Here is a 24,871-nt window from a genome sequence, read left to right on the forward strand (position 1 = left end):
CATGCGGATCCTTGCGGCCATGAGCGGTGGCGTCGATTCCGCCGTCGCGGCCGCACGGGCCGTGGAGGCCGGACACGACGTCGTCGGCGTGCATCTCGCGCTCTCCCGCGCCGGCGGGACCCTCCGCACGGGAAGCCGCGGATGCTGCACGATCGAGGACGCGATGGATGCCCGTCGGGCGGCTGACCGCCTCGGCATCCCGTTCTACGTGTGGGACTTCTCCGAGCGCTTCCGCGACGACGTGATCGCCGACTTCGTGGCGGAGTACCAGGCCGGTCGCACCCCGAACCCCTGCATGCGCTGCAACGAGAAGATCAAGTTCGCGGCCCTGCTCGAGCGGGCACTCGAGCTCGGCTTCGACGCGGTGTGCACGGGTCACTACGCGACGCTCGTCGACGGTGCGGACGGGCTCGAGCTGCACCGCGCGTCGGATGCAGCGAAGGATCAGTCGTACGTGCTCGGCGTGCTGACGGCGGACCAGCTGGCGCACACTTACTTCCCGCTGGGCGCGACGCCGTCGAAGACTCTCGTGCGCGCAGAGGCGGAGGCGCGCGGCCTGTCGGTCGCCCAGAAGCCCGACAGCCACGACATCTGCTTCATCCCCGATGGCGACACCCGCGGGTGGCTCGCCGACCGCGTGGGCGCCGAGGCCGGCGACATCCTGGATCGCTCCGGAGCCGTGATCGGCTCGCACGAAGGCGCGCACGCGTTCACCGTCGGACAGCGGCGCGGACTCAAGATCGGCACGCCGGCGTCCGACGGCAAGCCGCGATTCGTGCTCGAGGTGCGTCCCGTGTCGAACACCGTCGTCGTGGGCCCGAAGGAGGCCCTCGCGACCGCGGAGATCTCGGGGGAGCGGTTCACCTGGGCCGGTCGCGCTCCCGAGGAGGCGGAGTTCGACTGCCACGCCCAGATCCGCGCCCACTCCGACCCCGTCCCCGCGCGTGCCTCGATCGGCGACGGCGTGCTGACGGTGGTCCCCGAGACTCCCTTCGACGGCGTGGCGCCGGGCCAGACGGCGGTCCTCTATGTCGGCACGCGCGTGCTCGGGCAGTTCACGATCGACCGCACCGTGTCGGCCGTGCCCGTCGACGCCTGACGCCTGCCGCGTGTCCGGACCCGCTTCTAGACTGACGGGGTGACCGATGCCTCAGCCCTCGAACTCCCTGAGCTGACGCTCGACGACGCGCGCGACGAGGCTCGCAGTCTCACGGAGCGCATCCTCGGAGCGCGCGACGCGTACTACGGGCGCGATGCCGAGCTCGTCGACGACGAGACGTACGACGGTTGGATGCGTCGCCTCGAAGCCGTCGAGCGGCTGTACCCCGAACTGCAGGGCCAGGATTCGCCGACCCTCACGGTGGGTGCCGCGCAGAACTCGCAGTTCGCGCCCGTGGAGCATGCCGAGCGCATGCTGAGTCTCGACAACGTCTTCTCCCTCGACGAGCTGCGCGAGTGGTGCGCGAAGGCGCAGGCCGGCGCGGGTCGGCCCGTCCGCTGGCTCACGGAGCTCAAGATCGACGGACTCGCGATCAGCCTGCGTTACGAGAACGGCGTCCTCACGTCCGCGGCCACCCGCGGCGACGGGCGCGTCGGCGAAGACGTCACAGTGAACGCCGTGCGGGTCGCCGGCATCCCGCAGCGACTGGCGGGCACGGGGCATCCGCCGCTCGTCGAGGTGCGTGGCGAGGTCTTTATCCCGGTCGCCTCTTTCGCGGCGCTGAATGAGCTGCAGGCCGACATGCGCGAACGGGCCGTCGAAGAGACGCGCGTGCGCTCGCGCAGCTTCGATGAGGAGAAGGCCCGGGTCAGCGCGGAGCGCCGATTCCCCTCCTTCGCCAATCCGCGCAACGCGGCCAGTGGAGGATTGCGGCAGCAGCTCGACAAGAAGGAGGGCCTGGAGTACGAGGCGGGTCACGCGCGTCTCGATTCGCTCCGGCTGTTCGTGCACGGAATCGGCGCCTGGGAGCGCCCGCCGGTCGACTCGCAGAGCGAGATCTACGCGCTCCTCGCCCAGTGGGGCCTTCCGACCAGCCCGTACTTCCGCACCTCCGAGTCGATCGACGGGGTGATCGACTTCGTCGCGCACTACGGCGAGCACCGCCACGACGTCGAGCACGAGATCGACGGCATCGTGGTGAAGGTCGATGAGCTCGCGCTCCACGACGAGCTGGGCGCCACGAGTCGCGCGCCGCGGTGGGCGATCGCCTACAAGTACCCGCCCGAGCAGGTGAACACGAAGCTGCTCGACATCGTGGTCTCCGTCGGACGCACCGGACGCGCCACCCCGTTCGCCGTCATGGCTCCGGCACGCGTCTCGGGGTCGGTCGTGCGGCAGGCGACTCTGCACAATCAAGACGTCGTCCGAGCGAAGGGCGTGCTGATCGGCGACACCGTCGTGCTGCGCAAAGCGGGCGACGTGATCCCGGAGGTGCTCGGACCCGTCGTCGAGCTCCGAGACGGCACAGAGCGCGCGTTCGTGATGCCCACGACATGCCCCGAGTGCGGTTCCCCCCTCGCTCCCGCGAAGGAGGGCGACATCGATCTGCGCTGCCCGAACACGCGGGCGTGCCCCGCCCAGGTGCGGGGCCGCGTCGAGCACATCGGCTCCCGCGGCGCGCTCGACATCGAGGCGCTCGGCGAGGTCACCGCCGCCGCGCTCACGCAGCCGTCGACCCCGGCCGTACCGCCGCTGGAGACCGAAGCCGGACTGTTCGAGCTCACGCTCGACCAGCTCGTACCGATCGAGGTCGTGGTCCGCGACGCCGAGACGGGCGAGCCGCGCATCGACGAGAAGACCGGTGAGGTCGTGCGCCGCGCGCCCTTCCGCCGCAATCCGTCGCCCGCGGAGAAGAAGGAGGGCCTCATCGGCGCGCAGCCGTCGGTGCAGGCGATCCGTCTGCTGGAAGAGCTCGAGAAGGCGAAGACGAAAGACCTCTGGCGCTTCCTCGTTTCGCTCAACGTGCGTCACGTGGGTCCGGTCGCCGCCCGAGCGCTCGCGCAGTGGTTCGGCTCCGTGGCCGCGATCCGTGCGGCGTCCCGCGACGAGCTCGCAGCCGTCGACGGCGTCGGCGGCATCATCGCCGATTCGCTCATCGAGTGGTTCGAAGTCGACTGGCACCGCGAGATCGTCGAGCGGTGGGATGCCGCAGGCGCCCGGCTCGCGACTCCCGGCCACCCGGGTCCCGGCGCCGCTGTCGTCGTGGGCGGCGTGCTGGATGGGCTCACGGTGGTCGCCACCGGCTCGCTCGAGGGGTACTCCCGCGAGGGTGCGCAGGAAGCCATCATCGCGGCCGGCGGCAAGGCCGCATCGAGCGTGTCGAAGAAGACCGACTTCGTGGCGGCGGGTCCGGGCGCGGGATCCAAGCTCGCGAAGGCCGAAGAGCTCGGAGTGCGCATCCTCGACGCCGCGCAGTTCAGGATCCTCGTCGAGCAGGGTCCCGCGGCTCTCGGCGTCCTCGATCCGGACGAGGGGTGACAACACCATGGCGCAGTGGATCTACCGCATCGTCCCCACCCGGCCCGGCATGGTCGCCGACCCCACCGATGCCGAGTCGGCCGTCGTCGACGAGCATTTCGGCTACCTGCAGGCGCTGAAGTCCGCCGGCATCCTGATCCTCGCCGGACGCACCCAGGTCGAGGAGGGGACATGGGGCATCACGATCTTCGAGGCGCCCGACGAGGCATCCGCTCGCGCTGTGATGCACACCGACCCCGCCGTCGCCGCGGGCGTGATGAGTGCGACGCTGTACCCCTACGCCGTCGCGGTCGCCCGTGACGGCATCTCCGAGTGACCCTCAGCCGCCGGTGGTGAGGTTCAGCAGGGAATCGCGCACCTGGCGGCGGAGGACCTTGCCGATCAGCGACTTCGGCAGCTCGTCGACGACGAACACGCGACGCGGCACCTTGTAGGGCGTCAGGATGCCGCGGGCGAACTCGCGGATGCCCTCGATGTCGGGCTCCGCGACGCCGGGGGTGAGCACGACGGCGGCGACGACCTCTTCGCCGGAGTGATCGCTCGGGAGCCCCACGACGGCCGCGTCCTCGACCTGCGGATGCTGCCGCAGAGCATTCTCCACTTCGGTCGGGGCGACGTTGAATCCGCCCGTGATGATGAGCTCCTTGATGCGGTCGACGATGCGGACGAATCCGCCGTCGTCGATCTGCACGATGTCGCCGGTGCGGAACCACCCGTCGACGAAGACCGCCTGCGTCTCCTCGGGCTTGCCGTAGTAGCCCTGGAAGACCTGCGGTCCGCGCACGAGCAGCTCGCCCCGCTCGCCGAACGGCACGTCCTTCGTGGGTTCGTCGGGGTCGACGACGCGGCACTCGGTGCCCGGGATCGGAAGGCCGACCGTGCCCGGAACCCGGTTCGGCGCGACCGGATTCGCCATCAGCACCGGCGAGCACTCCGACAGGCCGTAGCCCTCGACGAGGTAGCCTCCGGTGGCCGCTTCGAATGGAACCACGAGTTCGTGCGGCAGCGCCATCGCACCGGAGATCGCCACCTCGGTGCCCTTCAGCGAGACGCCCTGCTCGTTCGCGGCGCGCAGCAGACGGTCCGCGATCGGAGGAACAAGCGGGAGGAAGGTCGCCGGATGCTTCTTCATCACCTCGAGCACCATGTCGGGCTCGAAGCGGGGGAAGAGCACGAGTCGCGCCCCCATCGACATCGCGAACGTCAGACACAGGGTGAGTCCGTAGGCGTGGAACATCGGCAGCACCGCGTACACGACGCATCCGTCGCCCCGGGTGATCGACGGCACCCAGGCCTGCGACTGCTTCGCATTGGAGAGCAGGTTGCGATGCGTCAGCACGGCTCCCTTGGGGGTGCCGGTGGTGCCGCTCGTGTACTGGATGATCGCCACGTCGTCGGTGGCGGGCTTCGGATGCGACTTCGGCAGCGGTGCGTTCGCGAGCAGGGACTCCCACGAGATGGCTCCGCTCACCCTCTCGGTGAGGGCCGCGCGCGACTCGCGGGCCTTCGCGATCGGGAGCCGAAGAGCGAGCCGGAGGCGGAACGGCATCGCCTGGGTGATGTCGATCGAGATCAGATCGCGCACCGCGATGTCGGCAGGGAGATCTTGCACCGACGCGACGACCTTGCTCCACACGATGGCGACCTTCGCTCCGTGATCCTCGAACTGCTTGCGCAGCTCGCGGGGCGTGTAGAGGGGATTGTGCTCGACCGCGATGGCGCCGATCCGGAGGATCGCATAGAAGGCGACGATGTGCTGCGGGCAGTTCGGCAGCACGATCGCCACCGTGTCGCCCGCGCGCACACCGAGCGCCTTGAGGCCGGCTGCGGCGCGTTCGATGGCGTCGAGCATGTGGCTGTAGGTGGTCTCCCTGCCGAAGAACTGCAGGGCGGGAGCATCCGGGTAGTCGCGCACGGATGCCTCGACGATGTCGATCAGAGACCCGGAGACCGGGGCGAGATCCTCGGGCACACCGTCGGCGTAGCTGGCGATCCAGGGGCGGGGCGGGTCGAACGTGGTCACGCGCTCAGCCTAGCCATGAGCGCAAGGCGGGCACAGGAGCCCCAACTAGACTGTCGGAGTGTCTGAAATCACACCGGATCTCGTGCGCCATCTCGGCGTTCTCGCCCGCATCCAGCTGAGCGAAGAGGAGGTCGAGCGACTCACCGGTCAGCTCGACGCCATCGTCGACAACATCGCGAAGGTGTCGGAGGTGGCAACTCCCGACATCGTGGCGACCAGCCACCCGATTCCTCTCCAGAACGTCTTCCGCGCCGACGAGGTGGGCGACATGCTCACGCTCGAGCAGGCGCTGCAGAACGCTCCGGATGCCGCCGACGGCCGCTTCCGCGTCACCGCGATCCTGGGAGAAGAGCAGTGAGCGACCTCACTCGTCTGACCGCCGCCGACCTCGCCGACAAGCTGAGCTCGGGCGAGGTGTCCAGTGTCGAGGCGACGCAGGCCCACCTCGACCGGATCGCGGCCGTCGACGGCGACATCCACGCCTTCCTGCACGTGAGCGATCACGCGCTCGAGGTGGCCGCCGACATCGACCGCCGTCGCGCCGCCGGAGAGCGCCTCGGGCCGATCGCCGGAGTGCCGCTGGCCATCAAGGACGTGCTGGTCACGACCGACATGCCCTCCACGAGCGGTTCGCGGATCCTCGAGGGCTACCTCTCGCCGTTCGATGCGACGGTCGTCGCGCGTTCGCGCGCCGCCGGTCTCGTCCCGCTCGGCAAGACCAACATGGACGAGTTCGCGATGGGCTCGTCCACCGAGCACTCCGCGTACGGTCCGACCCACAACCCGTGGGACCTCGATCGGATCCCGGGCGGATCCGGCGGAGGCTCCGCCGCCGCCGTCGCCGCTTTCGAGGCGCCGCTCGCCCTCGGCTCCGACACCGGCGGCTCGATCCGTCAGCCCGCTCACGTCACGGGCACGGTCGGGCTCAAGCCCACCTATGGCGCGGTGAGCCGGTACGGAGCGATCGCCCTCGCGTCGTCGCTCGACCAGGTCGGCCCGGTGACCCGCACCGTGCTCGACGCGGGTCTCCTCCACGATGTCATCGGAGGGCACGACCCGCACGATTCGACGTCGCTCGTCGATGCATGGCCGTCGTTCGCGGAGGCGGCGCGCGACGGAGCCCGCGGCGACGTCCTGAAGGGCCTCAAGGTCGGCGTGATCGCCGAGCTGCCCGATTCGGGCTTCCAGTCCGGGGTCTCCGCGTCGTTCCGATCCGCGCTGGCCGCCATGGAGGCCCAGGGCGCCGAGATCGTCGAGATCAGCGCTCCGCACTTCGAGTACGGGGTCGCCGCGTATTACCTGATCCTGCCGGCCGAGGCATCCAGCAACCTCGCGAAGTTCGACTCGGTGCGCTTCGGCATGCGCGTCACTCCGCACGCGTCGGCGACGGTCGAAGACGTCATGGCCGCGACGCGGGATGCCGGATTCGGCGACGAGGTCAAGCGCCGCATCATCCTCGGCACGTACGCGCTGTCGGCCGGCTACTACGACGCCTATTACGGATCGGCGCAGAAGGTGCGAACCCTCATCCAGCGCGACTTCGACGCGGCCTTCGCGAAGGTCGACGTCATCGCGACTCCTTCTGCCCCGACGACGGCGTTCCGCCTCGGCGAGAAGATCGACGATCCGCTGCAGATGTATCTGAACGACGTCACCACGATCCCCGCGAACCTCGCCGGAGTGCCCGGGATCTCCATCCCGTCGGGACTCGCGGAGGAGGACGGATTGCCTGTCGGCATCCAGTTCCTCGCTCCCGCGCGTGAAGACGCCCGTCTCTACCGGGTCGGTGCGGCGCTCGAAGCGCTGCTCGTGGACTCGTGGGGCGGTCCGCTGCTCGACAGGGCGCCGGTGCGCGGCGCGAACGGAGGGGCCCGCTGATGGCCAAGGCAAAGCTCATGGACTTCGACAAGGCGCTCGAGCTGTTCGAGCCCGTCCTCGGCTTCGAGGTGCACGTCGAGCTCAACACCAAGACGAAGATGTTCTCCTCCGCGGCCAACCCCGCCCACTCCGACAACCACGGCGCAGCGCCGAACACGCTGGTCGCCCCCGTCGACCTCGGGCTCCCGGGCTCGCTGCCGGTCGTGAACGAGACGGCGGTGCGCTCCTCGATCAGTCTCGGGCTCGCGCTCGGCTGCTCGATCGCGCCGTCGAGCCGGTTCGCGCGGAAGAACTACTTCTACCCCGACCTCGGCAAGAACTACCAGATCTCGCAGTACGACGAGCCGATCGCGTTCGAGGGTTCGGTCGAGATCGAGCTCTTCGACGGCACGCTGGTCACCGTGCCGATCGAGCGCGCCCACATGGAGGAGGATGCCGGCAAGCTCACCCACGTGGGCGGGGCGACCGGTCGCATCCAGGGCGCCGAGTACTCGCTCGTCGACTACAACCGCGCAGGTGTGCCGCTCGTCGAGATCGTCACGAAGCCGATCTACGACACCGAGCATCGGGCGCCGGAGATCGCGAAGGCCTACGTCGCCGCCATCCGTGACATCGTGATCGCGCTCGGCATCTCGGAGGCGCGTCTCGAACGCGGGAACCTGCGCTGCGACGCGAACGTCTCTCTGCGCCCGCGTGCCGCCGACGGTCAGCCAAAGGCGCCGCTCGGCACCCGCACGGAGACGAAGAACGTCAACTCGATGCGGTCGGTGGAACGTGCCGTCCGATACGAGATCCAGCGCCAGGCCGCGATCCTCGCGGACGGGGGCAGCATCACGCAGGAGACGCGCCACTGGCACGAAGACTCCGGCACGACGTCTCCCGGGCGGCCGAAGTCCGACGCCGACGACTACCGCTACTTCCCCGAGCCCGACCTGCTCCCGGTGGCGCCGTCGATCGAGCTGATCGAGGAGCTCCGTGCCGCGCTGCCCGAGCCTCCGGCCGAGCGTCGGCGTCGCCTCAAGGCGGACTGGGGCTTCACCGACCTCGAGTTCCAGGACGTCGTGAACGGCGGCCTGCTCGCCGAGGTCGAGGCCACCGTCGCCGCCGGTGCGGCACCCGCCGCGGCGCGCAAGTGGTGGACGGGCGAGCTCACCCGCGTCGCGAACTCCGAAGGACGAGAGCCGGCCGAGCTCGTCGAGCCCACCGCGGTCGCAGAGCTTCAGAAGCTCGTCGATTCCGGCACCCTCACCGACAAGCTCGCGCGGCAGGTGCTGGAGGGCATGATCGCGGGGGAGGGCACGCCGCAGGAGATCGTGGATGCCCGCGGACTCGCGGTCGTCTCCGACGACGGCGCCCTCATCGCCGCCATCGACGACGCGCTCGTGGCCCAGCCCGATGTGCTCGCCAAGATCCGCGACGGCAAGGTCCAGGCCGCCGGCGCGGTGATCGGGGCGGTCATGAAGGCGATGAAGGGTCAGGCGGACGCCGCCCGCGTGCGCGAGCTCGTCCTCGAGCGCGCCGCCGCCCTGTAGTCGAGGGGCGCGCAGCCGCATGTCGGCGGTGCGCGCGAGAATGGATGCATGGGACGCGGTGACGGCACAGGACGCCTCGTCTCGGCGATCGGCGCCGACGACACCGGGACGGGAATCCTGCACGTCGACATGGACGCGTTCTTCGCGGCGGTGGCGATCCTCGATGACCCGTCGCTGAAGGGCAAGCCGATCATCGTCGGCGGTCCGGCCGACGGACGCGGTGTGGTCTCCAGCGCATCGTACGAAGCACGCAGGTTCGGAGTCCGCTCGGCGATGCCGGTGAGTCAGGCCCTGCGGCTGTGCCCCACGGCGATCATTGTGACCTCCTCGTACGACCGCTACATCGAGGAGTCGGAGAAGGTCATGGCGATCTTCCGCGAGTACACGCCGCTGGTCGAGCCCTTGTCGATCGACGAGGCCTTCCTCGACGTCCGCGGAGCGCGACGGCTCTGGGGGACCCCCGGTCAGATCGCGGTGCAGCTGCGGGAACGCGTGCTGGAGCAGACCGGACTCACGTGCTCGATCGGTGTGGCTGCCACGAAGCACGTGGCGAAGATGGCGTCCACGATCAGCAAACCGGATGGGCTCCTCATCGTGTCCGAGGCCGCCACGGCCGCGTTCCTGCGCGACCGCCCGGTGCGCGCGCTGTGGGGCGTGGGACCGAAGACGGCCGAATCCCTCGAAGGGCGCGGCATCCACAGCGTCGCCGACATCCTCGACACACCGCGGCCCGTGCTCGATCGCGTCCTGGGTCCCGCGATGAGCGAGCGGCTCTGGCATCTCGCGCGAGGGCTCGACGCCCGAGAAGTGCACACCGAGCGCATCGAGAAGAGCATCGGTCACGAAGAGACCTTCCACACCGACATCAGTGATGTCGCGGTCCTGCGCAGCGAACTCCGACGGCTCTCGGACCGTGTCGGCGCACGCCTGCGCAGACACGGCTGGGAGGCCTCGACCATCGCGATCAAGGTGCGCTTCTCCGACTTCTCCACCATCTCCCGCTCGCAGACGCTCCCCGAACCCACCGGAGTGAGCCAGCGCATCGGCGATGCTGCGCACGATCTGTTCGAGTCGATCGACCGACACCTTCCGATCCGACTGGTCGGGGTGCGGGGCGAGAAGCTGCGCCCGGCGGGCGATGCTCCGCCGTCGCTGTGGGACGACGACGAGGAGTGGCGCCGCGTCGAGGGTGCGCTCGACGACGCCACCGCGCGATTCGGCAAAGGCGCGGTCACCCGGGCGACGCTGCTCGGCCCGAGCCGGGGCGGAGGAACGCTCCCCTCGAATCCGCGACCCTCCCACCGGGAATGACCGCTGGGCAGGGTGCGCCACGGCGGGTAGCGTGGACTCATGGCCAATCTCGCGCTCGAACTCGCCCAGCAGTCCGCCTCGATCGGCGTCACCTCCGTCTACGGTGAGCAGCAGGATGTCGACGGCATCCGTCTCATCCCCGTCGCCCTCGCCGGCCACGGCTTCGGCGGCGGCTCCGACGAAGCGGGCAACGGCGGAGGCGGCGGCGGCGGCTGGTCGATTCCGGTCGGCGCCTACATCCGCAAGGGCGACGATCTCCGCTTCGAACCGAACCTCGTGTCGCTCCTCGCCGTCGCCATCCCTTTCGTCTGGGTCGCCGGCCGCGCGCTGTCCCGTGTCATCCGCGCCCTCAAGAAGTAGCGATCCGCTGGCGGCCGCCCTCGACGCCGCCACGGCACACGTTCTCACGGCGGTGAAGGCGGTCGGCGCGTCCAATCCCGTCATCCTCATCGACGGTCGCAGCGGTGCAGGCAAGTCGAGCCTCGCTGCCCGGATCGTGGCTGCCTGGCCACTCAGAGGCCGCGTCCAGCTCGTGGGGCTCGATTCGATCTATCCCGGCTGGGACGGTCTCGCCGACGGCGTCGAGACGGCACGCGAGCTCATCCTCAATCCGCATGCCCGAGGCCTCGTGGGCGTGTGGCAGCGGTGGGATTGGGAGGCATCCGCGTACGCCGAGGCGCACGCGGTCGATCCTTCGTTGCCGCTCGTCATCGAAGGATCCGGCATTCTGACGCCTGTCACGGCCCGCCTGAGCGATGTGCGCGTCTGGCTCGACTCACCGGCCGCGTCGCGCAAACGGCGCGCGCTCGACCGCGACGGCGAGACCTACCGCCCGCACTGGACCCGCTGGGCGGAGCAGGAGGAACGTCACCTCACTCGTGACGAGCCCGCGACTCACGCGACGCACGTGCTCGCGGTGCCGTAGCGCTGCTCAGTCCTCCAGCGCCCTGACGAGGCCGTCGAGGCGGTAGCCGAGCCAGTCGTAGATGCCGAAGCGCGGATCGTCCGCGTCGTGGTCGTCGTGGGTGTCGACGCCCAGACGCGAGGCCATGACGAGGCGGATCGCCGCGAGGGTGCGCAGCCACGATTGGACAGTGGCGGGATCGAGCAGAACCGTGACGGCCTCCGTCTGCTGATCCTGCGTCGCGTCGTCCGCGAGCACGGCGACGTCGCTGAGCGACGCCATGACGACGGCCGCGTCGTCGCGCCGGCGGTCGAGGAGGTCGTCCTGGGTGAGTTCGCGGAACTCGGTCGCTGCGTCGGCGTCATCGGTATAGGCATCCGGAGCGAGCCGCGCGACTGCGGGGTCGTGTACGGACTCCTCGGTGTCGGCCAGGAGCTCGGAGAACTGCGTCACGAGGCCGGCGAGGTGTGCGGCTTCGATGCGGGCGAGTTCGACGACGACGGTGCGGTCGGTCACTGAGGTGCCTTTCGAACGGTGGCCCAGAGGCCGTAGTCGTGCATCGCCTGCGCGTGGAGCTCCATCTGCTCGCGGGCGCCCTCGGCCACGACGGCTGAGCCCTCGTGGTGCACCATCAGCATGAGGCGCTCGGCGACGTCGCGAGGGAACGAGAAGTACTGCCGGAAGACATAGGTCACGTAGCTCATGAGGTTCACCGGGTCGTCCCAGACGACCGTCTGCCATGTCGCATCGGGGGCAGGAGACTCATCGAGTCGGACATCCTCGTCGATCCGCGGAGTGGCGACGCCTGCCATCATGCCCACCCCAATTCGTGCAGCCGCTCGTCGTCGATGCCGTAGAAGTGCGCGATCTCGTGTACGAGTGTCGTGTGCACCTCATCGCGGAGCTCTTCCTCCGTGTCGCACGCGGCCAGATGGGCAGCACGGTAGACGATGATCCGGTCGGGGAGCTCTCCCACCCCGTACCGGTCGCGTTCGGTGAGCGCCCATCCGTCGTAGAGACCGAACAGGTCGATGCCGCCGTCCTCCGAAAGCTCCTCGACCACGAAGATGACGTTGTCGAGACCATCGACCATGTCGTCGGGCAGACGATCGAGTTCATCGATCACCAGGGCTTCGAAGGCCTCGGCATCCATCTCGATCATGTCGTCCTCACGCCGCGAGAGGCGTTCGTATTGGGGTGAGTAACGGGGCTCGAACCCGCGACATCGGCCACCACAAGGCCGCGCTCTACCAACTGAGCTATACCCACCATGTCTCCCGCTCGCGCGGGCAACCAGAAGATTATCTCACACCACGGGGCCGAACGACGACACGACGGAGGCGGCGACGGCGCGTGCCCCATCGCTCGTCGGACCGGGCTGGGGCACGAACACGGCTTGACGGTAGTAGCCGAGTTCGCGGATCGACTCGAGGATGTCGGCGAGGGCGCGGTGGCCGCCTCCCTTGGCGGGCGCATGAATGTAGGCGCGGGGATACCAGCGTCGCGAGAGCTCCTTGACGCTGGAGACGTCGACGTTGCGGTAGTGCAGCCAGCGATCGATGCGCGGCATGTACTTGGCCAGGAACATGCGGTCGGTGCCGATGGTGTTGCCCGCCAGTGGAGCCTTGCCCTCCTGGGGCACGAAGCGCTGGATGTACTCCAGAGCGAGGAACTCGGCCTCGGCGGCGCTCACGCCGTGGGGGATCTCCTCGATGAGTCCCGAGGCCGTGTGCATCTCCCGGACGAAGTCGTTCATGTGCTCGAGGGCGGAGTCATCCGGCTTGATCACGACCTGGAAGCCCGGATCGAGGAGCCGCAGCTCGAAGTCCGTCACGACGACCGCGATCTCGACCAGTTCGTCGGCGTCGAGGTCGAGGCCCGTCATCTCGCAGTCGATCCACACGAGCCGGTCGTTCTCAGAAGCGCCCACCATGAGTTCATCCTATAGACGGGGTCCGACGGCCCGGCCGGTGGTCGTGGCATCCATCGCGCACAGCCCCCCCGGGAGGATTCGAACCCCCGACCAAGCGGGTAGAAACCGCTTGCTCTGTCCCCTGAGCTACGGAGGGAAGGTCGTTCCAGTCTATCGATCCACGAGAGCCGGACACGGCGCGGATGCGCCCGTGGAATGCGGAAGCGCCACAGACACTCGTGTCGTGCACGACGGAGCGCCGAGTAGTCGACCGCGACCGGACGCAGCCACGACGTCTGCCCTGGCGGATGCGTCGGAGCGGGCGTAACGTCGCACACGAGTCACCGGGGGAGTCTGGAAGGAGTCTCACCATGTCGAACACGACGACACGCCGCCTCTGGGTCGCGTACGGGCCGTCCGGGGCCGTCGGAACGATCGAGAAGCACGGCGAGGACTATTCGGTGAAGATGGCGGGGGCGGATGCCGCTCTCGGCGCCTACCCGTCCATGGAGATCGCGAAGAACGCGTTGTTCTCGCACCTCAAGCCGGGCACCGACTGGCCGGAGTTCCGCGAGCACTGAGCGACGGCGAGTCGAAGCGCGGATGACCTGATCGTCCCGCGTTGTCGGCGGAGCGCTCAGGATGCTGGCGCGGCCGAGTCCCGAGCCCTCGGTCGCCGCGCGGCGCGCGGGGGGCGGAGTGTGGATCTGGCGGACTCTTCGCACTCGTCGGTTGCGTCGGGTTCGTCGGCGAGCCGCGGGTCGGCGGGGCGTGCGTCAGCGGGGTGAGCCTCCGGGGCATCCGCGTCCGAGGTCGGACGTGTCGAGCGCTTCCCGTCCCGCTGGGTGTCGAGGAGGGGGAGCGCGACATGCACGAGCGGACCGATGAGCACGGCGAAGAGCACCGTGCCGATCCCCACGGTGCCGCCCAGGATCCAGCCGATGATCAGCACGGAGATCTCGACGAGGGCACGGCACGTCCAGATGGGCCACCCGAGCCGTGCGTGCATGCCGGTCATGAGCCCATCTCGCGGACCAGGACCGAAGCGCGCACCGATGTAGAGTCCGGAGGCGATCGCCACGAGGAGGATCCCACTCAGAAGAACGGCGACCTGAGCGAAAGGTCCGGTGACGGGGGGAACCACCGTGAGCGTGGCCTGCAGGCTGGTGCCGACGAGCAGGATGTTCGCAATCGTGCCGACGCCCGGTCGCTGGTGCAGCGGGATCCACAGCAGGAGCACGAGGAACCCGAGAACATTGGTCACCCATCCGATGCCGATCCCGGTGCGGACCGAGACACCCTGTGCGAGCACGGTCCACGGATCGACCCCGAGTCCGGCCTCGATCGTCAGCGCGCACCCCGTGCCGTAGAGCACGAGACCGATCAGCAGTTGAAGGACGCGGCGAGTCATGTCGATATCCAATCGCATGATTGGCTAGGTCGTTCCGGTCCAATCTGCGTATTCTGGCTGGATGGACTCGCGAATCTCCGCACGCGCGCTCACTCTGGCGCTGGGTGGCTGGCGTACCCGGGAGCCGGCGTACGAAGCGCTGGCCGACGGCATCCGTCTGCTGTGCCTCGACAATCGGCTTGCGCCGCGGACCGCTCTGCCCGCCGAGCGCGAGCTCGCCGCGGCTCTCCACGTGAGTCGCAGCACCGTCGCCGCGGCGTACCGCAGCCTGCGCGACACCGAGCACATCTCGAGCCTGCGCGGTTCGGGGAGCGTCACCCTTCCCCTCCGGGGCCGCGAACTGGGTCGCGTCCTGGAGGGCGATGGTGCGATCGACCTGCAGCAGGCCAGTCCGCCTGCGTGGCCGGGACTGGCGGGTGTCATCGCCGATGTCGCCGGCTCGTCGGCCGCGCTGGTGTCGCGGTCGGGATACGACATCCTGGGCAGGCGCGAACTGCGCGAGGCGATCGCTGCGCACTACGAGGACCGAGGGATCCCGACGTCGCCGTCGGAGATCCTCGTGACGACGGGCGCCCAGTCCGCGATCCATCTGCTGGCCTCGGTGCTCCTCGGCAGGGGGGACCGTGCGCTGATCGAGACGCCCACGTATCCGCACGCCGCGGAGGCTCTGCGGCGCGCCGGCGCGCGGCTGGTGGGGGTTCCGGTAACGACGGCAGACGGGTGGGATCTGGATCGTGCCGAGCAGGCGTTCGCCCGCACCCTCCCCGTTGTCGCGTACCTGATGCCCGACTTCCAGAACCCGACGGGCAGATCAATGACTCCCGAGGAGCGCAGCTCGATACGGCGCGCGGCTGATCGCGCCGGGACCATCCTCGTGCTCGACGAGACGACCGCCGATCTCGACATCGATCGCGGACGCGTGGACCGCGGCTTCGCGGACGCGGATCCCCGCAGCATGGTGCGGATCGGCTCGCTAGGCAAGACGGTGTGGGGCGGCCTGCGCATCGGATGGATCCGGGCCGAGGCCGATCTCGTGCGGCGGCTGATCGCGGCCCGATCGGTGCAGGATCTCGGCACCCCCGAGTTCGAGCAGGCTGTGGCGACGCAGCTCTTCTCGCGATTCGACGAGATCGCGGCACAGCGCTCCCACGTGCTCCGTTCGGGGCGCGACGCGGCGGCGTCCGCGCTCGCACTCCGGCTGCCCGAATGGCGCGTCCCGCACGTCCACGGCGGTGTGTCGCTCTGGATCGAGCTCGACGCGCCACTGAGCTCGGCCCTCGTGATGGAAGCGCGATCGCGTGGAGTGCTCCTGTCGGCCGGACCCCGGTTCGCGGTGGACGGGGGGCATGAACGCCACCTCCGCATGCCCTTCACATCACCCCCCGACGATCTCGTGCGCGCGGTAGACGTGCTCGCGGAGGCATGGCCGCGGGTGCGGAGCGGGGCGCCCGTCTCCCTCGTCTCCGCCTTCGAAGCGGTGGTGTGACCACGACGCGCCTCAGCGAGCGAATCTGAGGCAGTCGACGGCGTCGTCCGCCGACCAGAAGTCGCCGAGATCGCGGAACGTGCGTGATGCGGCATGGAAGCGCCGCGCTCGGTAGCGCACACCCTGAGCGTGCGCGACGCTCTGGAGATGGCCGATGACCCGACCGCCGGGATCGACGACGCGCCAGAGCGCAGGCCCGGCTCCGGCGAGGCGCAGAGGTGCTGCGCGGTGCAGCTGCGGTGTGGTGGACGTGTGGGCGGCGAGAAGTGTCATGACTGCTCCCTTCTGATTCGAAGATATGTGCGACCTCCGACATCGCCCATGCGGAGTCTGCCCTGGTCACGTCGGCGATTCCTCCCCAGAAGCCTCGTCGCGCGCGATGTCCACCACACGATCCGTGCGGGCAGAGCACGTGCGCTTCCGCCCGCACTCTGAGAACGCGTCGGTGCCCGCCGGGCACGCGGGCACCGACGCAACCACGGGAGCGACTTCCCGCACACACAGAGAGAGGATGCGCAATGAGCGACACCATCACGGTCATCGGCAACATCGCAGGCGACCCCGAGCACAGGCAGACCGCGGCAGGCATCGCCGTCACGACGTTCCGCGTGGCGAGCAGCCAACGGCGCTTCGACAGAGCCACCGGCCAGTGGGTCGAGGCGCACACGAACTGGTACTCCGTCTCCGCGTTCCGAAGTCTCGCGCAGCACGCCTTCCGATCGCTCCGCAAGGGAGACCGGGTCGTGCTCACGGGCAAGCTGAGGGTGCGCAACTGGGACAACGGAACGGCCCGCGGCACAGCCGTCGAGATCGATGCGGACGCGATCGGCCATGACCTGCTCTGGGGGACGACGACGTTCGAGAAGCACACGGGGCCCGTGCGCACCCAGGCGGCTGAGTCCTGGTCCGCCGGGGAGACTCCTGCACCCGCGTGGAACACCGCCGAGGGGGGTCCGTCGCCATGGGAAGCTCCCGACGGCGGGCAGGACGATGGCGGCGATGACGTGGCCGATAGCGACGAGGCGCACCGGCCGCTGGTCCTCGTCGGAGCGGACACCCCCTACTGACGGCGCGCGCTCTCGGCGTCCGCTCGGGGCGTCGGCAATAGACTCGACCCGTGAGTCGTCGTCCCGAGCTGTCGCCGTCCGCGCGATCCGTCGTCGTCGGAGGACTCGCCGCTCTCGCGCTGACCCTCGCAGCGTGCACAGGCACTGCCCCCGAGACCTCGACTTCGCCGACGACCGCAACGTCGCCCGAGCCGTCCGCGTCGTCGACCACCACGGCATCGGGCCCGGCTCTGATGCCCGAGGGCACCGCTGAAGAGAACCTGCCGTTCTTCACGAGCATCGTGGAGGCCGTGTGGGCGACGCCCGAGCAGGCGCAGGGCCGGGCGTACGTCGATGCTCTGACCGCAGCGGGGTTCGACAAGAGCGCGATGCAGGTCACTCAAGACCTGTCGACGGTCGGCAATCCGGCCGAGAGCATCCAGTTCTCCGTGCGGTGGGGCGACGAGTGCCTCATCGGACAGGTCGGTCCCGCCACCGGCGCGCCGTTCACGACCACGGCCGCCGTGCTGGAGCCCGACCTGTGCCTCATCGGGCAGACGCGGCCCATCGACTGGTGACCGCCGGCTCCGTCCCGACGCTCCGACGTCGTCCGGCGGGCGCGGCGAAGGAAGGACGCGCGAACGCCTGGCCCGCGGTGGGTAGGCTTGGCCGTTGGGTTTCGACACCGAGGAGTGGTTCAGAACAGTGGCCGAATACATCTATTCCATGGTCCGCGCGCGCAAAGCCGTGGGCGAGAAGCTGATCCTCGACGACGTCACGATGTCGTTCCTGCCCGGCGCGAAGATCGGCATGGTCGGTCCCAACGGGGCGGGCAAGTCGACGATCATCAAGATCATGGCGGGTCTCGACGTGCCCTCCAACGGCGAGGCGAAGCTCTCGCCGGGCTTCACGGTCGGCATCCTGATGCAGGAGCCCGAGCTGGACGACTCGAAGACCGTTCTGGAGAACATCCAGGACGGTGTCGCGATCAAGGCAAAGCTGGATCGCTTCAACGAGATCTCCGCCCTGATGGCCGAGCCCGATGCCGACTTCGACGCCCTCCTGGCCGAGATGGGCGTGCTTCAGGAGGAGATCGACGCCGCCGATGCGTGGGACCTCGACTCACAGCTCGAGCAGGCCATGGACGCCCTCCGCACCCCGCCGGCCGACGCTGCCGTCTCCAACCTGTCCGGTGGTGAGCGTCGCCGCGTCGCCCTCGCCAAGCTCCTTCTCCAGAAGCCCGACCTGCTCCTCCTCGACGAGCCGACCAACCACCTCGACGCGGAGAGCGTTCTGTGGCTCGAGCAGCATCTGCAGAAGTACACCGGTGCCGTCATCGCGATCACCCACGACCGGTACTTCCTCGACAACGTCGCGGAATGGATCGCCGAGGTCGACCGCGGACGGCTCATCCCCTATGAGGGCAACTACTCGACCTACCTCGAGAAGAAGGCCGAGCGCCTCGCGGTCCAGGGCAAGAAGGACGCCAAGCTCGCGAAGCGTCTCGCCGAGGAGCTGGACTGGGTGCGGTCCAACCAGAAGGGTCGCCAGGCCAAGTCGAAGGCCCGTCTTGCTCGCTACGAGGAGATGGCCTCCGAGGCGGATCGCACGCGCAAGCTCGACTTCGAGGAGATCCAGATTCCGCCGGGCCCGCGCCTGGGCGGCATCGTGATCGAGGCCAAGAAGCTGCAGAAGGGGTTCGACGGTCGTTCGTTGATCGACGGCCTCACCTTCAGCCTTCCGCCGAACGGGATCGTCGGGGTCATCGGCCCCAACGGTGTCGGAAAGACGACGCTGTTCAAGACGATCGTCGGTCTCGAGCCGCTCGACGGCGGCGATCTCAAGATCGGCGAGACGGTCAAGATCAGCTACGTCGATCAGTCGCGCGCGAACATCGACCCAAACAAGACTCTGTGGGAAGTGGTGTCCGACGGGCTCGACATCATCACGGTGGGGAAGGTCGAGATCCCGTCCCGCGCCTATGTCTCGAAGTTCGGCTTCAAGGGGCCGGACCAGCAGAAGAAGGCGGGAGTGCTGTCCGGCGGTGAGCGGAACCGCCTCAACCTCGCCCTGACGCTGAAGGAGGGCGGCAACCTGCTGCTCCTCGACGAGCCCACGAACGATCTCGACGTCGAGACCCTGCAGTCGCTCGAGAACGCGCTGCTCGAGTTCCCGGGCTGCGCCGTGGTCATCACGCACGACCGGTGGTTCCTCGACCGCATCGCGACCCACATCCTGGCGTACGAAGGCACCGACGAGAACCCCGACCACTGGCACTGGTTCGAGGGCAACTTCGAGGCCTACGAGGAGAACAAGATCGTCCGCCTCGGTGCGGATGCGGCGAAGCCGCACCGCTCGACGTACCGCAAGCTCACACGTGACTGACGAGACCCCGCACGACCGACGCCTGCACGTGCCGATTCCGCTCCGCTGGGGCGATCTCGATGCGTACAACCACGTCAACAACACCTCGATGCTGAAGCTCCTCGAAGAGGCGCGCGTGCGCGTGTTCTGGGAGCCGCAGGAGGGCGAGACGGCGCCGGCGACGGCGGTCCTCGATGCCAGCATCGAGAGCGGCGTGCTCACGCTCATCGCCCGCCAGGAGATCGAGTACCTCGCTCCCGTGCCGTACCAGCGGCATCCGCTCGACGTGCAGCTGTGGTTCGGCTCGCTCGGGGGCTCCAGCGTCGAGGTCTGCTACGAGGTCTGCAGTCCGCTCGAAACCGCCGCGGCCGCGGGCGGGCAGACCGTCTACGCGCGTGCGACGACCATCATCGTGAAGGTGGATGCGCGCACGGGTCGTCCGCTCCGGCTGAGCTCCGAGGAGCGGGCCGTGTGGGAGCCGTACATCGGCGATCCGATCGTCTACGGCCACCGGCGCTGAGGCGTCGGCGGGTCAGCCCCTCGCCTCGTCCGGTCGGTCCGCCGACACCGGGTCGGGCACCCGCACCATGATCTCCTGCGCGACGGTCGCGAGAAGCGCGCCCTCGCGCGAGTAGATGCGCCCCGTAGCCAGACCGCGACCGCCGAGAGCGTTCGGCGATTCCTGCACGTAGAGCATCCAGTCATCCACCCGGCCCGGTCGATGCCACCACATGGCGTGGTCGAGGCTCGCGACCTTGAGTCCCGGCGTCGCCCACGGCACGCCGTGCGCGCGCAGGACGGACTCCTGGATCGTCAGGTCGCTGAGGTACGCCAGGGCGGCGCGGTGCGTGAGGGGATCGTCGGGCAGCCGGCGACGGGTGCGCATCCAGACCGCCTGATGCGGCACGTGCTCGCCCTCGACCGTGAGGTAGATCGGCTTGGTGACGTGGCGCACATCGACCGGTCGCTCGGCGAACAGGCGCTTCGACATCGGGTGCAGACCGCTGAGGTGGTCCTCATCGTCCGAGAGGTCCTCGGGACCGGGGATGTCGGCCGGCATGGGCGTCTGATGCTCCATCCCCGGGTCTTCGTCCTGGAACGACGCGATCATCGAGAAGATCGGCACGCCCTCCTGGAAGGCCTGGGTCCGCCGGGTCGAGAACGAGCGGCCGTCGTGGATGCGGTCGACCGAGAAGGTGAGTCCCGTTGACGAATCGCCCGGCCGGAGGAAGTAGCCGTGCATCGAGTGGACGGAGCGACCCTCGGGGAGCGTGCGAGAAGCGGCAACGATGGACTGGGCCAGCACCTGGCCGCCGTAGACGCGTCCGAGCGGCATCGACTGCGACACGCCCGTGAAGATGTCCTCGGTCGTGCGCGCGTCGTTGTCGGCGAGGTCGAGAACCGCCAGCAGGGCGGCGATGGGGTCGTATTCGCCGCTCGCGTCGTCGGTCACCGGGTCTCCTCATCTGGCGCCACGGGGGAAGTCGCGCCGCCCCTTGGTAGTTTAGAGCGGATGTCGGAGCGCCTCCTTTTCCCAGACCCCCACGCCGCCGCCGATGCGCTCACCTTCGCCAGCCGTTCGCGTCACCTCGGTGACGGCGCCGTGCGCCTGCGCGCCGCCGAGGGCATCCTCGTCATGACCTCGGCACCGCTCGCTCCTCGCGGCCTGCTCGACGCGACGCCGACCGTGCTGGGCATGCGGATGCTTCCGGTGGACCCCGAGCTCGTGTGCGACGTCGTGGTCGATGCGTCGCTGCTCTCGCTCGACGCGGATGACGCGCGCGCTCTCGTCCTCCCGGACACCGGCCTCGCGCCGGCGTGGGCGGGCATCTCGCCTCCGCGCGGCGGTTGGAGCGGAGTCGGCGGGATCCTCGCGTCCGTCCTCGCGTCGCGGGCGCAGTGGGGGATCGCCGCCGTCGCCGAATCGATGCCCCAGAACCCCGGCGAAGACGTCGTGCGCAGCGTGCGGGCGTCGGTCTGGGGCGTTCCGGATGCCGCGCTCGACGACCTTCCGCTGGGCGCCGCCTTCGCCGCGTTCGGGCTGGGATTCATCGTCGGCGAAGAGGAGGCGCAGGTGCGCTCCGCCGGAGCGTGGACGCGACTGTCGTTCGCCCGCGGTCACGTGCTCGTGCGCGGTCCGCAGCGCTCGGGGCTCACCGAGGTGCGAACCACGGGTCGCGCTCGCTCCTAGGCCACCTCACACCGCCGCGGCGGCGGCCCGCCCGGCGACACGGCCGGAGAACAGGCATCCGCCCAGGAACGTGCCCTCCAGCGCACGGTATCCGTGCACGCCGCCGCCGCCGAATCCGCTGGCTTCACCCGCGGCGTAGAGCCCTGGAACGGCCGTCCCGCCCGCACCGAGCGCACGGCCGGACAGATCGGTCTCGATTCCGCCGAGCGACTTGCGGGTCAGCACGTGCAGCTTGACGGCGATGAGGGGACCGGAATCCCGGCTGAGGATGCGGTGCGGAGTCGCGGTGCGGATGAGCTTGTCGCCGCGATACGACCGTGCCGAGCGCAGCATCGCGATCTGCGCGTCCTTCGTGAAGTCGTTGTCGATCTCGCGATCCCGCGCCTCGACTTCGCGGCGCACGCGGTCTCCGTCGAGGACGTCGCCGCCGGGGAGTGCCTTCATCCCGGCGATGAGACTCTCGAGATCATCGCGCACGACGAAGTCCGCTCCGTTGTCCATGAACGCCTGGACGGGTCCGGCGGCCCCCTTGCCGAGCCGCGACTTCACCAGGAGCGGAAGGTCCTTGCCGGTCAGGTCGGGATTCTGCTCCGACCCGGACAGGGTGAACTCCTTCTCGATGATCTGCTGCGACAGGACGAACCAGGAATGGTCGTGCCCGGTCTGCCGCAGGTGCGCGAGAGTGCCGAGAGTGTCGAAGCCCGGGAACAGCGGGACCGGGAGTCGCGCGCCGGTCGCGTCGAGCCACACGGACGACGGCCCCGGGAGGATCCGGATGCCGTGGTCCGGCCAGATCGGATCCCAGTTCTGGATGCCCTCGACGTAATGCCACATCCGGTCGCCGTTGATGAGCCGTGCACCGGCCTGCTCGGTGAGGGCGAGCATCGAGCCGTCGACGAACGCGGGAACGCCCGTCAGCATGGTCTGCGGGGGCGTGCCGAGGCGCTCCGGCCAGTGCGCGCGGACGAGGTCGTGGCTTCCGCCGATGCCGCCGGAGGAGACGATGGTCGCCGCGGCGGTGATCTCGAACGATCCCACCACCTCCCGCGACGTCGCGGAGCCCCGCGGTGAGCCGGACGGCGCGAGGATGTCGCCCACCGCGCCGGCGACCGTGCCGTCCACCGTCGTCAGGCCCGTCACGCGATGGCGAGGGAGGATCGTGATGCGACCGCTCGCCTCGGCCTCTTCGACGGCGGCCTGGAACGGGGCGACGATCCCCGGCCCCGTGCCCCACGTGATGTGGAACCGCGGGACGGAGTTGCCGGGGCCGATCGCGGTATAGCCGCCGCGCTCCGCCCAGCCCACCACCGGGAAGAATCCCATGCCCTTCTCCCGGAGCCACGCGCGCTTCTCGCCGTTCGCGAAGTCCAGGTACGCCTCGGCCCACTGCTTCGGCCAGGCATCCTCGTCGCGGTCGAAGCCGGCCGAGCCGAACCAGTCCTGACGCGCGAGCTCGAGCGAATCCTTGATGCCGAAGCGGCGCTGCTCCGGGGAGTCGATGAAGAAGAGGCCGCCGAACGACCACCACGCCTGTCCGCCCAGGTTGGTGCGCGGCTCCTGATCGACGATCACGACGCGCTTGCCGACGGCGGCGGCCTCGGAGGCGGCGACCAGGCCGGCGAGGCCCCAGCCGATCACGAGGACGTCGGCCGCGTGGGTCGAGGGTGCGGGAGGCATGGACGACTCCTTCGTCGCTTCGGGGGGGGGGGGGGGGGGGGGGGGTGAGGGGAGGGTGTCGGCCCGCGGCTGCGCGGTGACGGGGAGGGATGTCGTACCGCGGCCGGCCGCGGCCGGACCGATTCCGGTGGGCTCGAACGTGTTGACCATCGCGTGCGCGGCGCGCTGCAGGTAGTCCCACAGCGTCGCCTCGTGCAGCGGAGACAGGTCGAGCTCGTCGACCGCCGCGCGCATGTGCGCGAGCCAGCGGTCGCGTGCGTCGGGGTTCACAGCGAACGGCGCGTGCCGCATCCGCAGTCTGGGGTGTCCGCGCTGCTCGCTGTAGGTCGTCGGTCCGCCCCAGTACTGCTCGAGGAACATCAGCAGACGCACCTCGGCGGGCCCGAGATCCTCTTCGGGGTACATCGGCTTCAGGACCTCGTCCTGGGCCACACCGCGATAGAAGGAGGCGACGAGTCGTGCGAACGTCTCGTGCCCGCCGACCTCGTCGTAGAAGCTCACGGGGGTCGCGTCGGTCACGGCGTGCTCTCGTCGGGAGGGGGAGTGCGGGTGGTCGCGTCATCCGTCTTCTTGAAGCCCCGCTTCGGCTTCCACACCGGGTTGGACGGCACGACGGTGGTCACGGGCTGCGGTTTGGTGCGCGGCGGGTTCGCACCGCGGACGCGCTGCGCGCCCTCGAGACCCGAGAGTGTGATCGAGTTGAGCTGGGGGAGCGTGAGGCCGAGTTCGTCGATCGCGTGCTTGAGACGCATCCGGAGTTCGCGCGCCACGTCGTCCTTCGCGTTCGCGCGGGTCTTCATCACGAGGCGGATGACGAGCGCGTCGCCCGACACCGACTCGAGTCCCCAGACCTCGGGCTTCTCGATGACGCGCGTGCGCCACTTCGGATCCTTCTGAAGTCCCTTGGCCGCCTCGAGCATCGCGGTCTCGACCTCCTCGATGTCGGCGTCGACGGGCACCGCGAGGTCGATGATGACGCGCGACCAGCCCTGCGACATGTTGCCGATACGCAGGACCTCGCCGTTGCGCACGTACCACAGGGTGCCGTTGACGTCGCGGACGTGCGTGACGCGCACGCTCACGTACTCGACGACGCCGGTGGCGAGGCCGAGGTCGACCACATCGCCGATGCCGACCTGGTCCTCGGCGACGATGAAGATGCCGTTGAGCACGTCCTTGACGATGTTCTGCGCGCCGAAGCCGAGCCCCGCGCCGATCGCCGCCGTCAGCAGCGTGAAGGATCCGATGATGTCGGAGTTGATCCGGTACACGATGAGGATGATGGCGACGATCACGATCGTCACGTTGGAGACGTTCGTGAGGATCGAGCCCAGCGTGCGCGTGCGCTGCACGAGACGCACCTGCGCGAGCGGCGATCGCTCCAGCGCCTGCGTGTCGTCGACGTTGGCCTTGTCCTTCGCACCCGACACGATGCGATTGACGACGCGCGCGATCAGGCGCCGCAGGATCCAGGAGAGGAGCACCGCCCCGATGATGATCAGGAACACGGCGAGAATCGTGAACCCGGTCTCGGTGAGGAACCCCAGGACGTTCGCCCACACGACGTTCCAGTCGATCGGCGTGGTCGACGTGGCGTCTGTTCCCGTTCCGTCTGTGAATCGCATCGTCACGATCCTAACGACGGATGCCTCCGCAGT

General features: G+C 69.2%; 25 protein-coding genes, 2 tRNA genes and 2 pseudogenes. 16 read left to right on the top strand and 13 right to left on the bottom strand.

Annotated elements, in window-relative coordinates:
* Window position 1 precedes the first annotated feature (1 nt).
* Genes mnmA through B0B14_RS05960 form a run of 3 tightly spaced genes read left to right on the top strand, consistent with a single transcriptional unit; the run spans window position 2 to window position 3,794 of the window.
* Window positions 2-1,099, top strand: coding sequence for a tRNA 2-thiouridine(34) synthase MnmA (gene mnmA, locus B0B14_RS05950; protein WP_076680539.1), 1,098 nt, complete (start codon window positions 2-4; stop codon window positions 1,097-1,099).
* A 39-nt stretch (window positions 1,100-1,138) separates the two neighbouring features.
* Window positions 1,139-3,478 (top strand): NAD-dependent DNA ligase LigA, encoded by a 2,340-nt coding sequence (gene ligA, locus B0B14_RS05955; protein WP_076680540.1) that lies wholly within the window; start codon window positions 1,139-1,141, stop codon window positions 3,476-3,478.
* A gap of 7 nt (window positions 3,479-3,485) precedes the next feature.
* Complete coding sequence (locus B0B14_RS05960) at window positions 3,486-3,794, top strand: YciI family protein (RefSeq protein ID WP_076680541.1); 309 nt, start codon at window positions 3,486-3,488, stop codon at window positions 3,792-3,794.
* A gap of 3 nt (window positions 3,795-3,797) precedes the next feature.
* Here the strand turns inward: B0B14_RS05960 and B0B14_RS05965 are convergent, their stop codons facing one another.
* Entirely contained in the window at window positions 3,798-5,501 is a 1,704-nt protein-coding gene (locus B0B14_RS05965) for a long-chain-fatty-acid--CoA ligase (RefSeq protein WP_076680542.1), read from the bottom strand.
* Window positions 5,502-5,559: 58 nt separating this feature from the next.
* Here B0B14_RS05965 and gatC point away from each other — a divergent pair, with 58 nt between their 5' ends.
* Genes gatC through B0B14_RS05995 form a run of 6 tightly spaced genes read left to right on the top strand, consistent with a single transcriptional unit; the run spans window position 5,560 to window position 11,147 of the window.
* Window positions 5,560-5,859, top strand: a complete 300-nt coding sequence (gatC, locus tag B0B14_RS05970) for an Asp-tRNA(Asn)/Glu-tRNA(Gln) amidotransferase subunit GatC (protein ID WP_076680543.1) — start codon at window positions 5,560-5,562, stop codon at window positions 5,857-5,859.
* Window positions 5,856-7,379, top strand: coding sequence for an Asp-tRNA(Asn)/Glu-tRNA(Gln) amidotransferase subunit GatA (gene gatA / locus B0B14_RS05975; RefSeq protein WP_076680544.1), 1,524 nt, complete (start codon window positions 5,856-5,858; stop codon window positions 7,377-7,379). Before gatC ends, gatA begins: the two co-directional genes overlap by 4 nt.
* Window positions 7,379-8,911 (top strand): Asp-tRNA(Asn)/Glu-tRNA(Gln) amidotransferase subunit GatB, encoded by a 1,533-nt coding sequence (gene gatB, locus B0B14_RS05980; protein WP_076680545.1) that lies wholly within the window; start codon window positions 7,379-7,381, stop codon window positions 8,909-8,911. Before gatA ends, gatB begins: the two co-directional genes overlap by 1 nt.
* Window positions 8,912-8,959: 48 nt before the next feature.
* Window positions 8,960-10,222: a DNA polymerase IV gene (dinB, locus tag B0B14_RS05985; protein WP_076680546.1), complete on the top strand. Its 1,263-nt coding sequence runs from the start codon at window positions 8,960-8,962 to the stop codon at window positions 10,220-10,222.
* Window positions 10,223-10,261: 39 nt separating this feature from the next.
* Window positions 10,262-10,582, top strand: a complete 321-nt coding sequence (locus tag B0B14_RS16755) for a hypothetical protein (RefSeq protein WP_076680547.1) — start codon at window positions 10,262-10,264, stop codon at window positions 10,580-10,582.
* Window positions 10,557-11,147: a nucleoside/nucleotide kinase family protein gene (locus B0B14_RS05995; RefSeq protein ID WP_076680548.1), complete on the top strand. Its 591-nt coding sequence runs from the start codon at window positions 10,557-10,559 to the stop codon at window positions 11,145-11,147. Before B0B14_RS16755 ends, B0B14_RS05995 begins: the two co-directional genes overlap by 26 nt.
* Before the next feature lie 6 nt (window positions 11,148-11,153).
* Here the strand turns inward: B0B14_RS05995 and B0B14_RS06000 are convergent, their stop codons facing one another.
* The 6 genes from B0B14_RS06000 to B0B14_RS06025 all read right to left on the bottom strand — a co-directional run bounded on the left by B0B14_RS06000 (window position 11,154) and on the right by B0B14_RS06025 (window position 13,195).
* Entirely contained in the window at window positions 11,154-11,642 is a 489-nt protein-coding gene (locus B0B14_RS06000; RefSeq protein WP_076680549.1) for a DUF2017 family protein, read from the bottom strand.
* Complete coding sequence (gene clpS, locus B0B14_RS06005) at window positions 11,639-11,941, bottom strand: ATP-dependent Clp protease adapter ClpS (RefSeq protein WP_179085273.1); 303 nt, start codon at window positions 11,939-11,941, stop codon at window positions 11,639-11,641. Before clpS ends, B0B14_RS06000 begins: the two co-directional genes overlap by 4 nt.
* Complete coding sequence (locus B0B14_RS06010) at window positions 11,938-12,288, bottom strand: metallopeptidase family protein (protein ID WP_076680551.1); 351 nt, start codon at window positions 12,286-12,288, stop codon at window positions 11,938-11,940. The genes clpS and B0B14_RS06010 overlap by 4 nt, the downstream gene beginning before the upstream one ends.
* 31 nt (window positions 12,289-12,319) lie before the next feature.
* A tRNA-His gene (locus B0B14_RS06015) sits at window positions 12,320-12,395 on the bottom strand.
* A gap of 37 nt (window positions 12,396-12,432) precedes the next feature.
* Window positions 12,433-13,059: an oligoribonuclease gene (orn, locus tag B0B14_RS06020; RefSeq protein ID WP_076680552.1), complete on the bottom strand. Its 627-nt coding sequence runs from the start codon at window positions 13,057-13,059 to the stop codon at window positions 12,433-12,435.
* A 63-nt stretch (window positions 13,060-13,122) separates the two neighbouring features.
* Window positions 13,123-13,195 (bottom strand) — tRNA-Arg (locus B0B14_RS06025).
* A gap of 214 nt (window positions 13,196-13,409) precedes the next feature.
* Between B0B14_RS06025 and B0B14_RS06030 the strand changes: the two genes are divergently transcribed.
* Entirely contained in the window at window positions 13,410-13,619 is a 210-nt protein-coding gene (locus B0B14_RS06030; RefSeq protein WP_076680553.1) for a methyltransferase, read from the top strand.
* Window positions 13,620-13,875: 256 nt separating this feature from the next.
* Here B0B14_RS06030 and B0B14_RS06035 read toward each other — a convergent pair.
* Window positions 13,876-14,449: pseudogene (locus B0B14_RS06035) on the bottom strand (YitT family protein); the annotation flags it as partial.
* A gap of 61 nt (window positions 14,450-14,510) precedes the next feature.
* On the opposite strand from B0B14_RS06035, the gene B0B14_RS06040 reads away from it, so the two are divergent.
* Window positions 14,511-15,935, top strand: a complete 1,425-nt coding sequence (locus B0B14_RS06040; RefSeq protein WP_076680554.1) for a MocR-like transcription factor YczR — start codon at window positions 14,511-14,513, stop codon at window positions 15,933-15,935.
* 12 nt (window positions 15,936-15,947) lie between these two features.
* Here B0B14_RS06040 and B0B14_RS06045 read toward each other — a convergent pair whose 3' ends face one another.
* On the bottom strand, window positions 15,948-16,208 hold the full coding sequence (locus B0B14_RS06045; RefSeq protein WP_076680555.1) for a hypothetical protein: 261 nt from the start codon (window positions 16,206-16,208) through the stop codon (window positions 15,948-15,950).
* A gap of 245 nt (window positions 16,209-16,453) precedes the next feature.
* Here B0B14_RS06045 and B0B14_RS06050 point away from each other — a divergent pair, with 245 nt between their 5' ends.
* The 4 genes from B0B14_RS06050 (at window position 16,454) to B0B14_RS06065 (ending at window position 19,865) form a co-directional block, all read left to right on the top strand.
* A complete protein-coding gene (locus B0B14_RS06050) occupies window positions 16,454-17,002 on the top strand; it encodes a single-stranded DNA-binding protein (protein WP_076680556.1) in 549 nt (182 codons plus the stop codon).
* A 50-nt stretch (window positions 17,003-17,052) separates the two neighbouring features.
* The gene (locus B0B14_RS16335) at window positions 17,053-17,559 is read left to right on the top strand and encodes a DUF6993 domain-containing protein (protein ID WP_076680557.1); all 507 of its coding nucleotides are present in this window, start codon (window positions 17,053-17,055) and stop codon (window positions 17,557-17,559) included.
* Between the two features lie 127 nt (window positions 17,560-17,686).
* Window positions 17,687-19,366 (top strand): energy-dependent translational throttle protein EttA, encoded by a 1,680-nt coding sequence (ettA, locus tag B0B14_RS06060; RefSeq protein WP_076680558.1) that lies wholly within the window; start codon window positions 17,687-17,689, stop codon window positions 19,364-19,366.
* A complete protein-coding gene (locus B0B14_RS06065; RefSeq protein WP_076680559.1) occupies window positions 19,359-19,865 on the top strand; it encodes an acyl-CoA thioesterase in 507 nt (168 codons plus the stop codon). The genes ettA and B0B14_RS06065 overlap by 8 nt, the downstream gene beginning before the upstream one ends.
* Window positions 19,866-19,877: 12 nt before the next feature.
* On the opposite strand, the gene B0B14_RS06070 is transcribed toward B0B14_RS06065, so the two are convergent.
* A complete protein-coding gene (locus B0B14_RS06070) occupies window positions 19,878-20,798 on the bottom strand; it encodes an acyl-CoA thioesterase (RefSeq protein WP_256714279.1) in 921 nt (306 codons plus the stop codon).
* A gap of 60 nt (window positions 20,799-20,858) precedes the next feature.
* Here B0B14_RS06070 and B0B14_RS06075 point away from each other — a divergent pair, with 60 nt between their 5' ends.
* Window positions 20,859-21,536 carry a DUF8185 domain-containing protein gene (locus B0B14_RS06075; RefSeq protein WP_076680560.1) on the top strand — a complete coding sequence of 226 codons (678 nt, stop codon included), beginning with the start codon at window positions 20,859-20,861 and terminating at the stop codon, window positions 21,534-21,536.
* Between the two features lie 6 nt (window positions 21,537-21,542).
* On the opposite strand, the gene B0B14_RS06080 is transcribed toward B0B14_RS06075, so the two are convergent.
* From B0B14_RS06080 to B0B14_RS06090, 3 genes and pseudogenes are all read right to left on the bottom strand, one after another.
* Window positions 21,543-23,213 (bottom strand): FAD-binding dehydrogenase, encoded by a 1,671-nt coding sequence (locus tag B0B14_RS06080; protein ID WP_076681305.1) that lies wholly within the window; start codon window positions 23,211-23,213, stop codon window positions 21,543-21,545.
* Between the two features lie 153 nt (window positions 23,214-23,366).
* Window positions 23,367-23,732: pseudogene (locus B0B14_RS16495) on the bottom strand (globin); the annotation flags it as partial.
* A complete protein-coding gene (locus B0B14_RS06090; RefSeq protein WP_076680561.1) occupies window positions 23,729-24,838 on the bottom strand; it encodes a mechanosensitive ion channel family protein in 1,110 nt (369 codons plus the stop codon). The pseudogene B0B14_RS16495 and the gene B0B14_RS06090, both read right to left, overlap by 4 nt.
* Window positions 24,839-24,871 lie beyond the last annotated feature (33 nt).

The organism is Microbacterium sp. RU33B, from assembly GCF_900155915.1.
Taxonomy (GTDB): Bacteria; Actinomycetota; Actinomycetes; order Actinomycetales; family Microbacteriaceae; genus Microbacterium.

What these genes read in the sequence shown, in the direction of transcription:
- B0B14_RS05960 (WP_076680541.1), top strand. Translation starts at nt 3,486, where the DNA reads ATGGCGCAGTGGATCTACCGCATCGTCCCCACCCGGCCCGGCATGGTC.
- dinB (WP_076680546.1), top strand. Translation starts at nt 8,960, where the DNA reads ATGGGACGCGGTGACGGCACAGGACGCCTCGTCTCGGCGATCGGCGCC.
- B0B14_RS06080 (WP_076681305.1), bottom strand. Translation starts at nt 23,213, where the DNA reads ATGCCTCCCGCACCCTCGACCCACGCGGCCGACGTCCTCGTGATCGGC.
- B0B14_RS06050 (WP_076680556.1), top strand. Translation starts at nt 16,454, where the DNA reads ATGAGCGACACCATCACGGTCATCGGCAACATCGCAGGCGACCCCGAG.
- gatB (WP_076680545.1), top strand. Translation starts at nt 7,379, where the DNA reads ATGGCCAAGGCAAAGCTCATGGACTTCGACAAGGCGCTCGAGCTGTTC.
- clpS (WP_179085273.1), bottom strand. Translation starts at nt 11,941, where the DNA reads ATGATGGCAGGCGTCGCCACTCCGCGGATCGACGAGGATGTCCGACTC.
- B0B14_RS16755 (WP_076680547.1), top strand. Translation starts at nt 10,262, where the DNA reads ATGGCCAATCTCGCGCTCGAACTCGCCCAGCAGTCCGCCTCGATCGGC.
- B0B14_RS06040 (WP_076680554.1), top strand. Translation starts at nt 14,511, where the DNA reads ATGGACTCGCGAATCTCCGCACGCGCGCTCACTCTGGCGCTGGGTGGC.
- B0B14_RS06075 (WP_076680560.1), top strand. Translation starts at nt 20,859, where the DNA reads ATGTCGGAGCGCCTCCTTTTCCCAGACCCCCACGCCGCCGCCGATGCG.
- B0B14_RS06045 (WP_076680555.1), bottom strand. Translation starts at nt 16,208, where the DNA reads ATGACACTTCTCGCCGCCCACACGTCCACCACACCGCAGCTGCACCGC.
- B0B14_RS06030 (WP_076680553.1), top strand. Translation starts at nt 13,410, where the DNA reads ATGTCGAACACGACGACACGCCGCCTCTGGGTCGCGTACGGGCCGTCC.
- B0B14_RS06010 (WP_076680551.1), bottom strand. Translation starts at nt 12,288, where the DNA reads ATGATCGAGATGGATGCCGAGGCCTTCGAAGCCCTGGTGATCGATGAA.
- orn (WP_076680552.1), bottom strand. Translation starts at nt 13,059, where the DNA reads ATGGTGGGCGCTTCTGAGAACGACCGGCTCGTGTGGATCGACTGCGAG.
- B0B14_RS06090 (WP_076680561.1), bottom strand. Translation starts at nt 24,838, where the DNA reads ATGCGATTCACAGACGGAACGGGAACAGACGCCACGTCGACCACGCCG.
- mnmA (WP_076680539.1), top strand. Translation starts at nt 2, where the DNA reads ATGCGGATCCTTGCGGCCATGAGCGGTGGCGTCGATTCCGCCGTCGCG.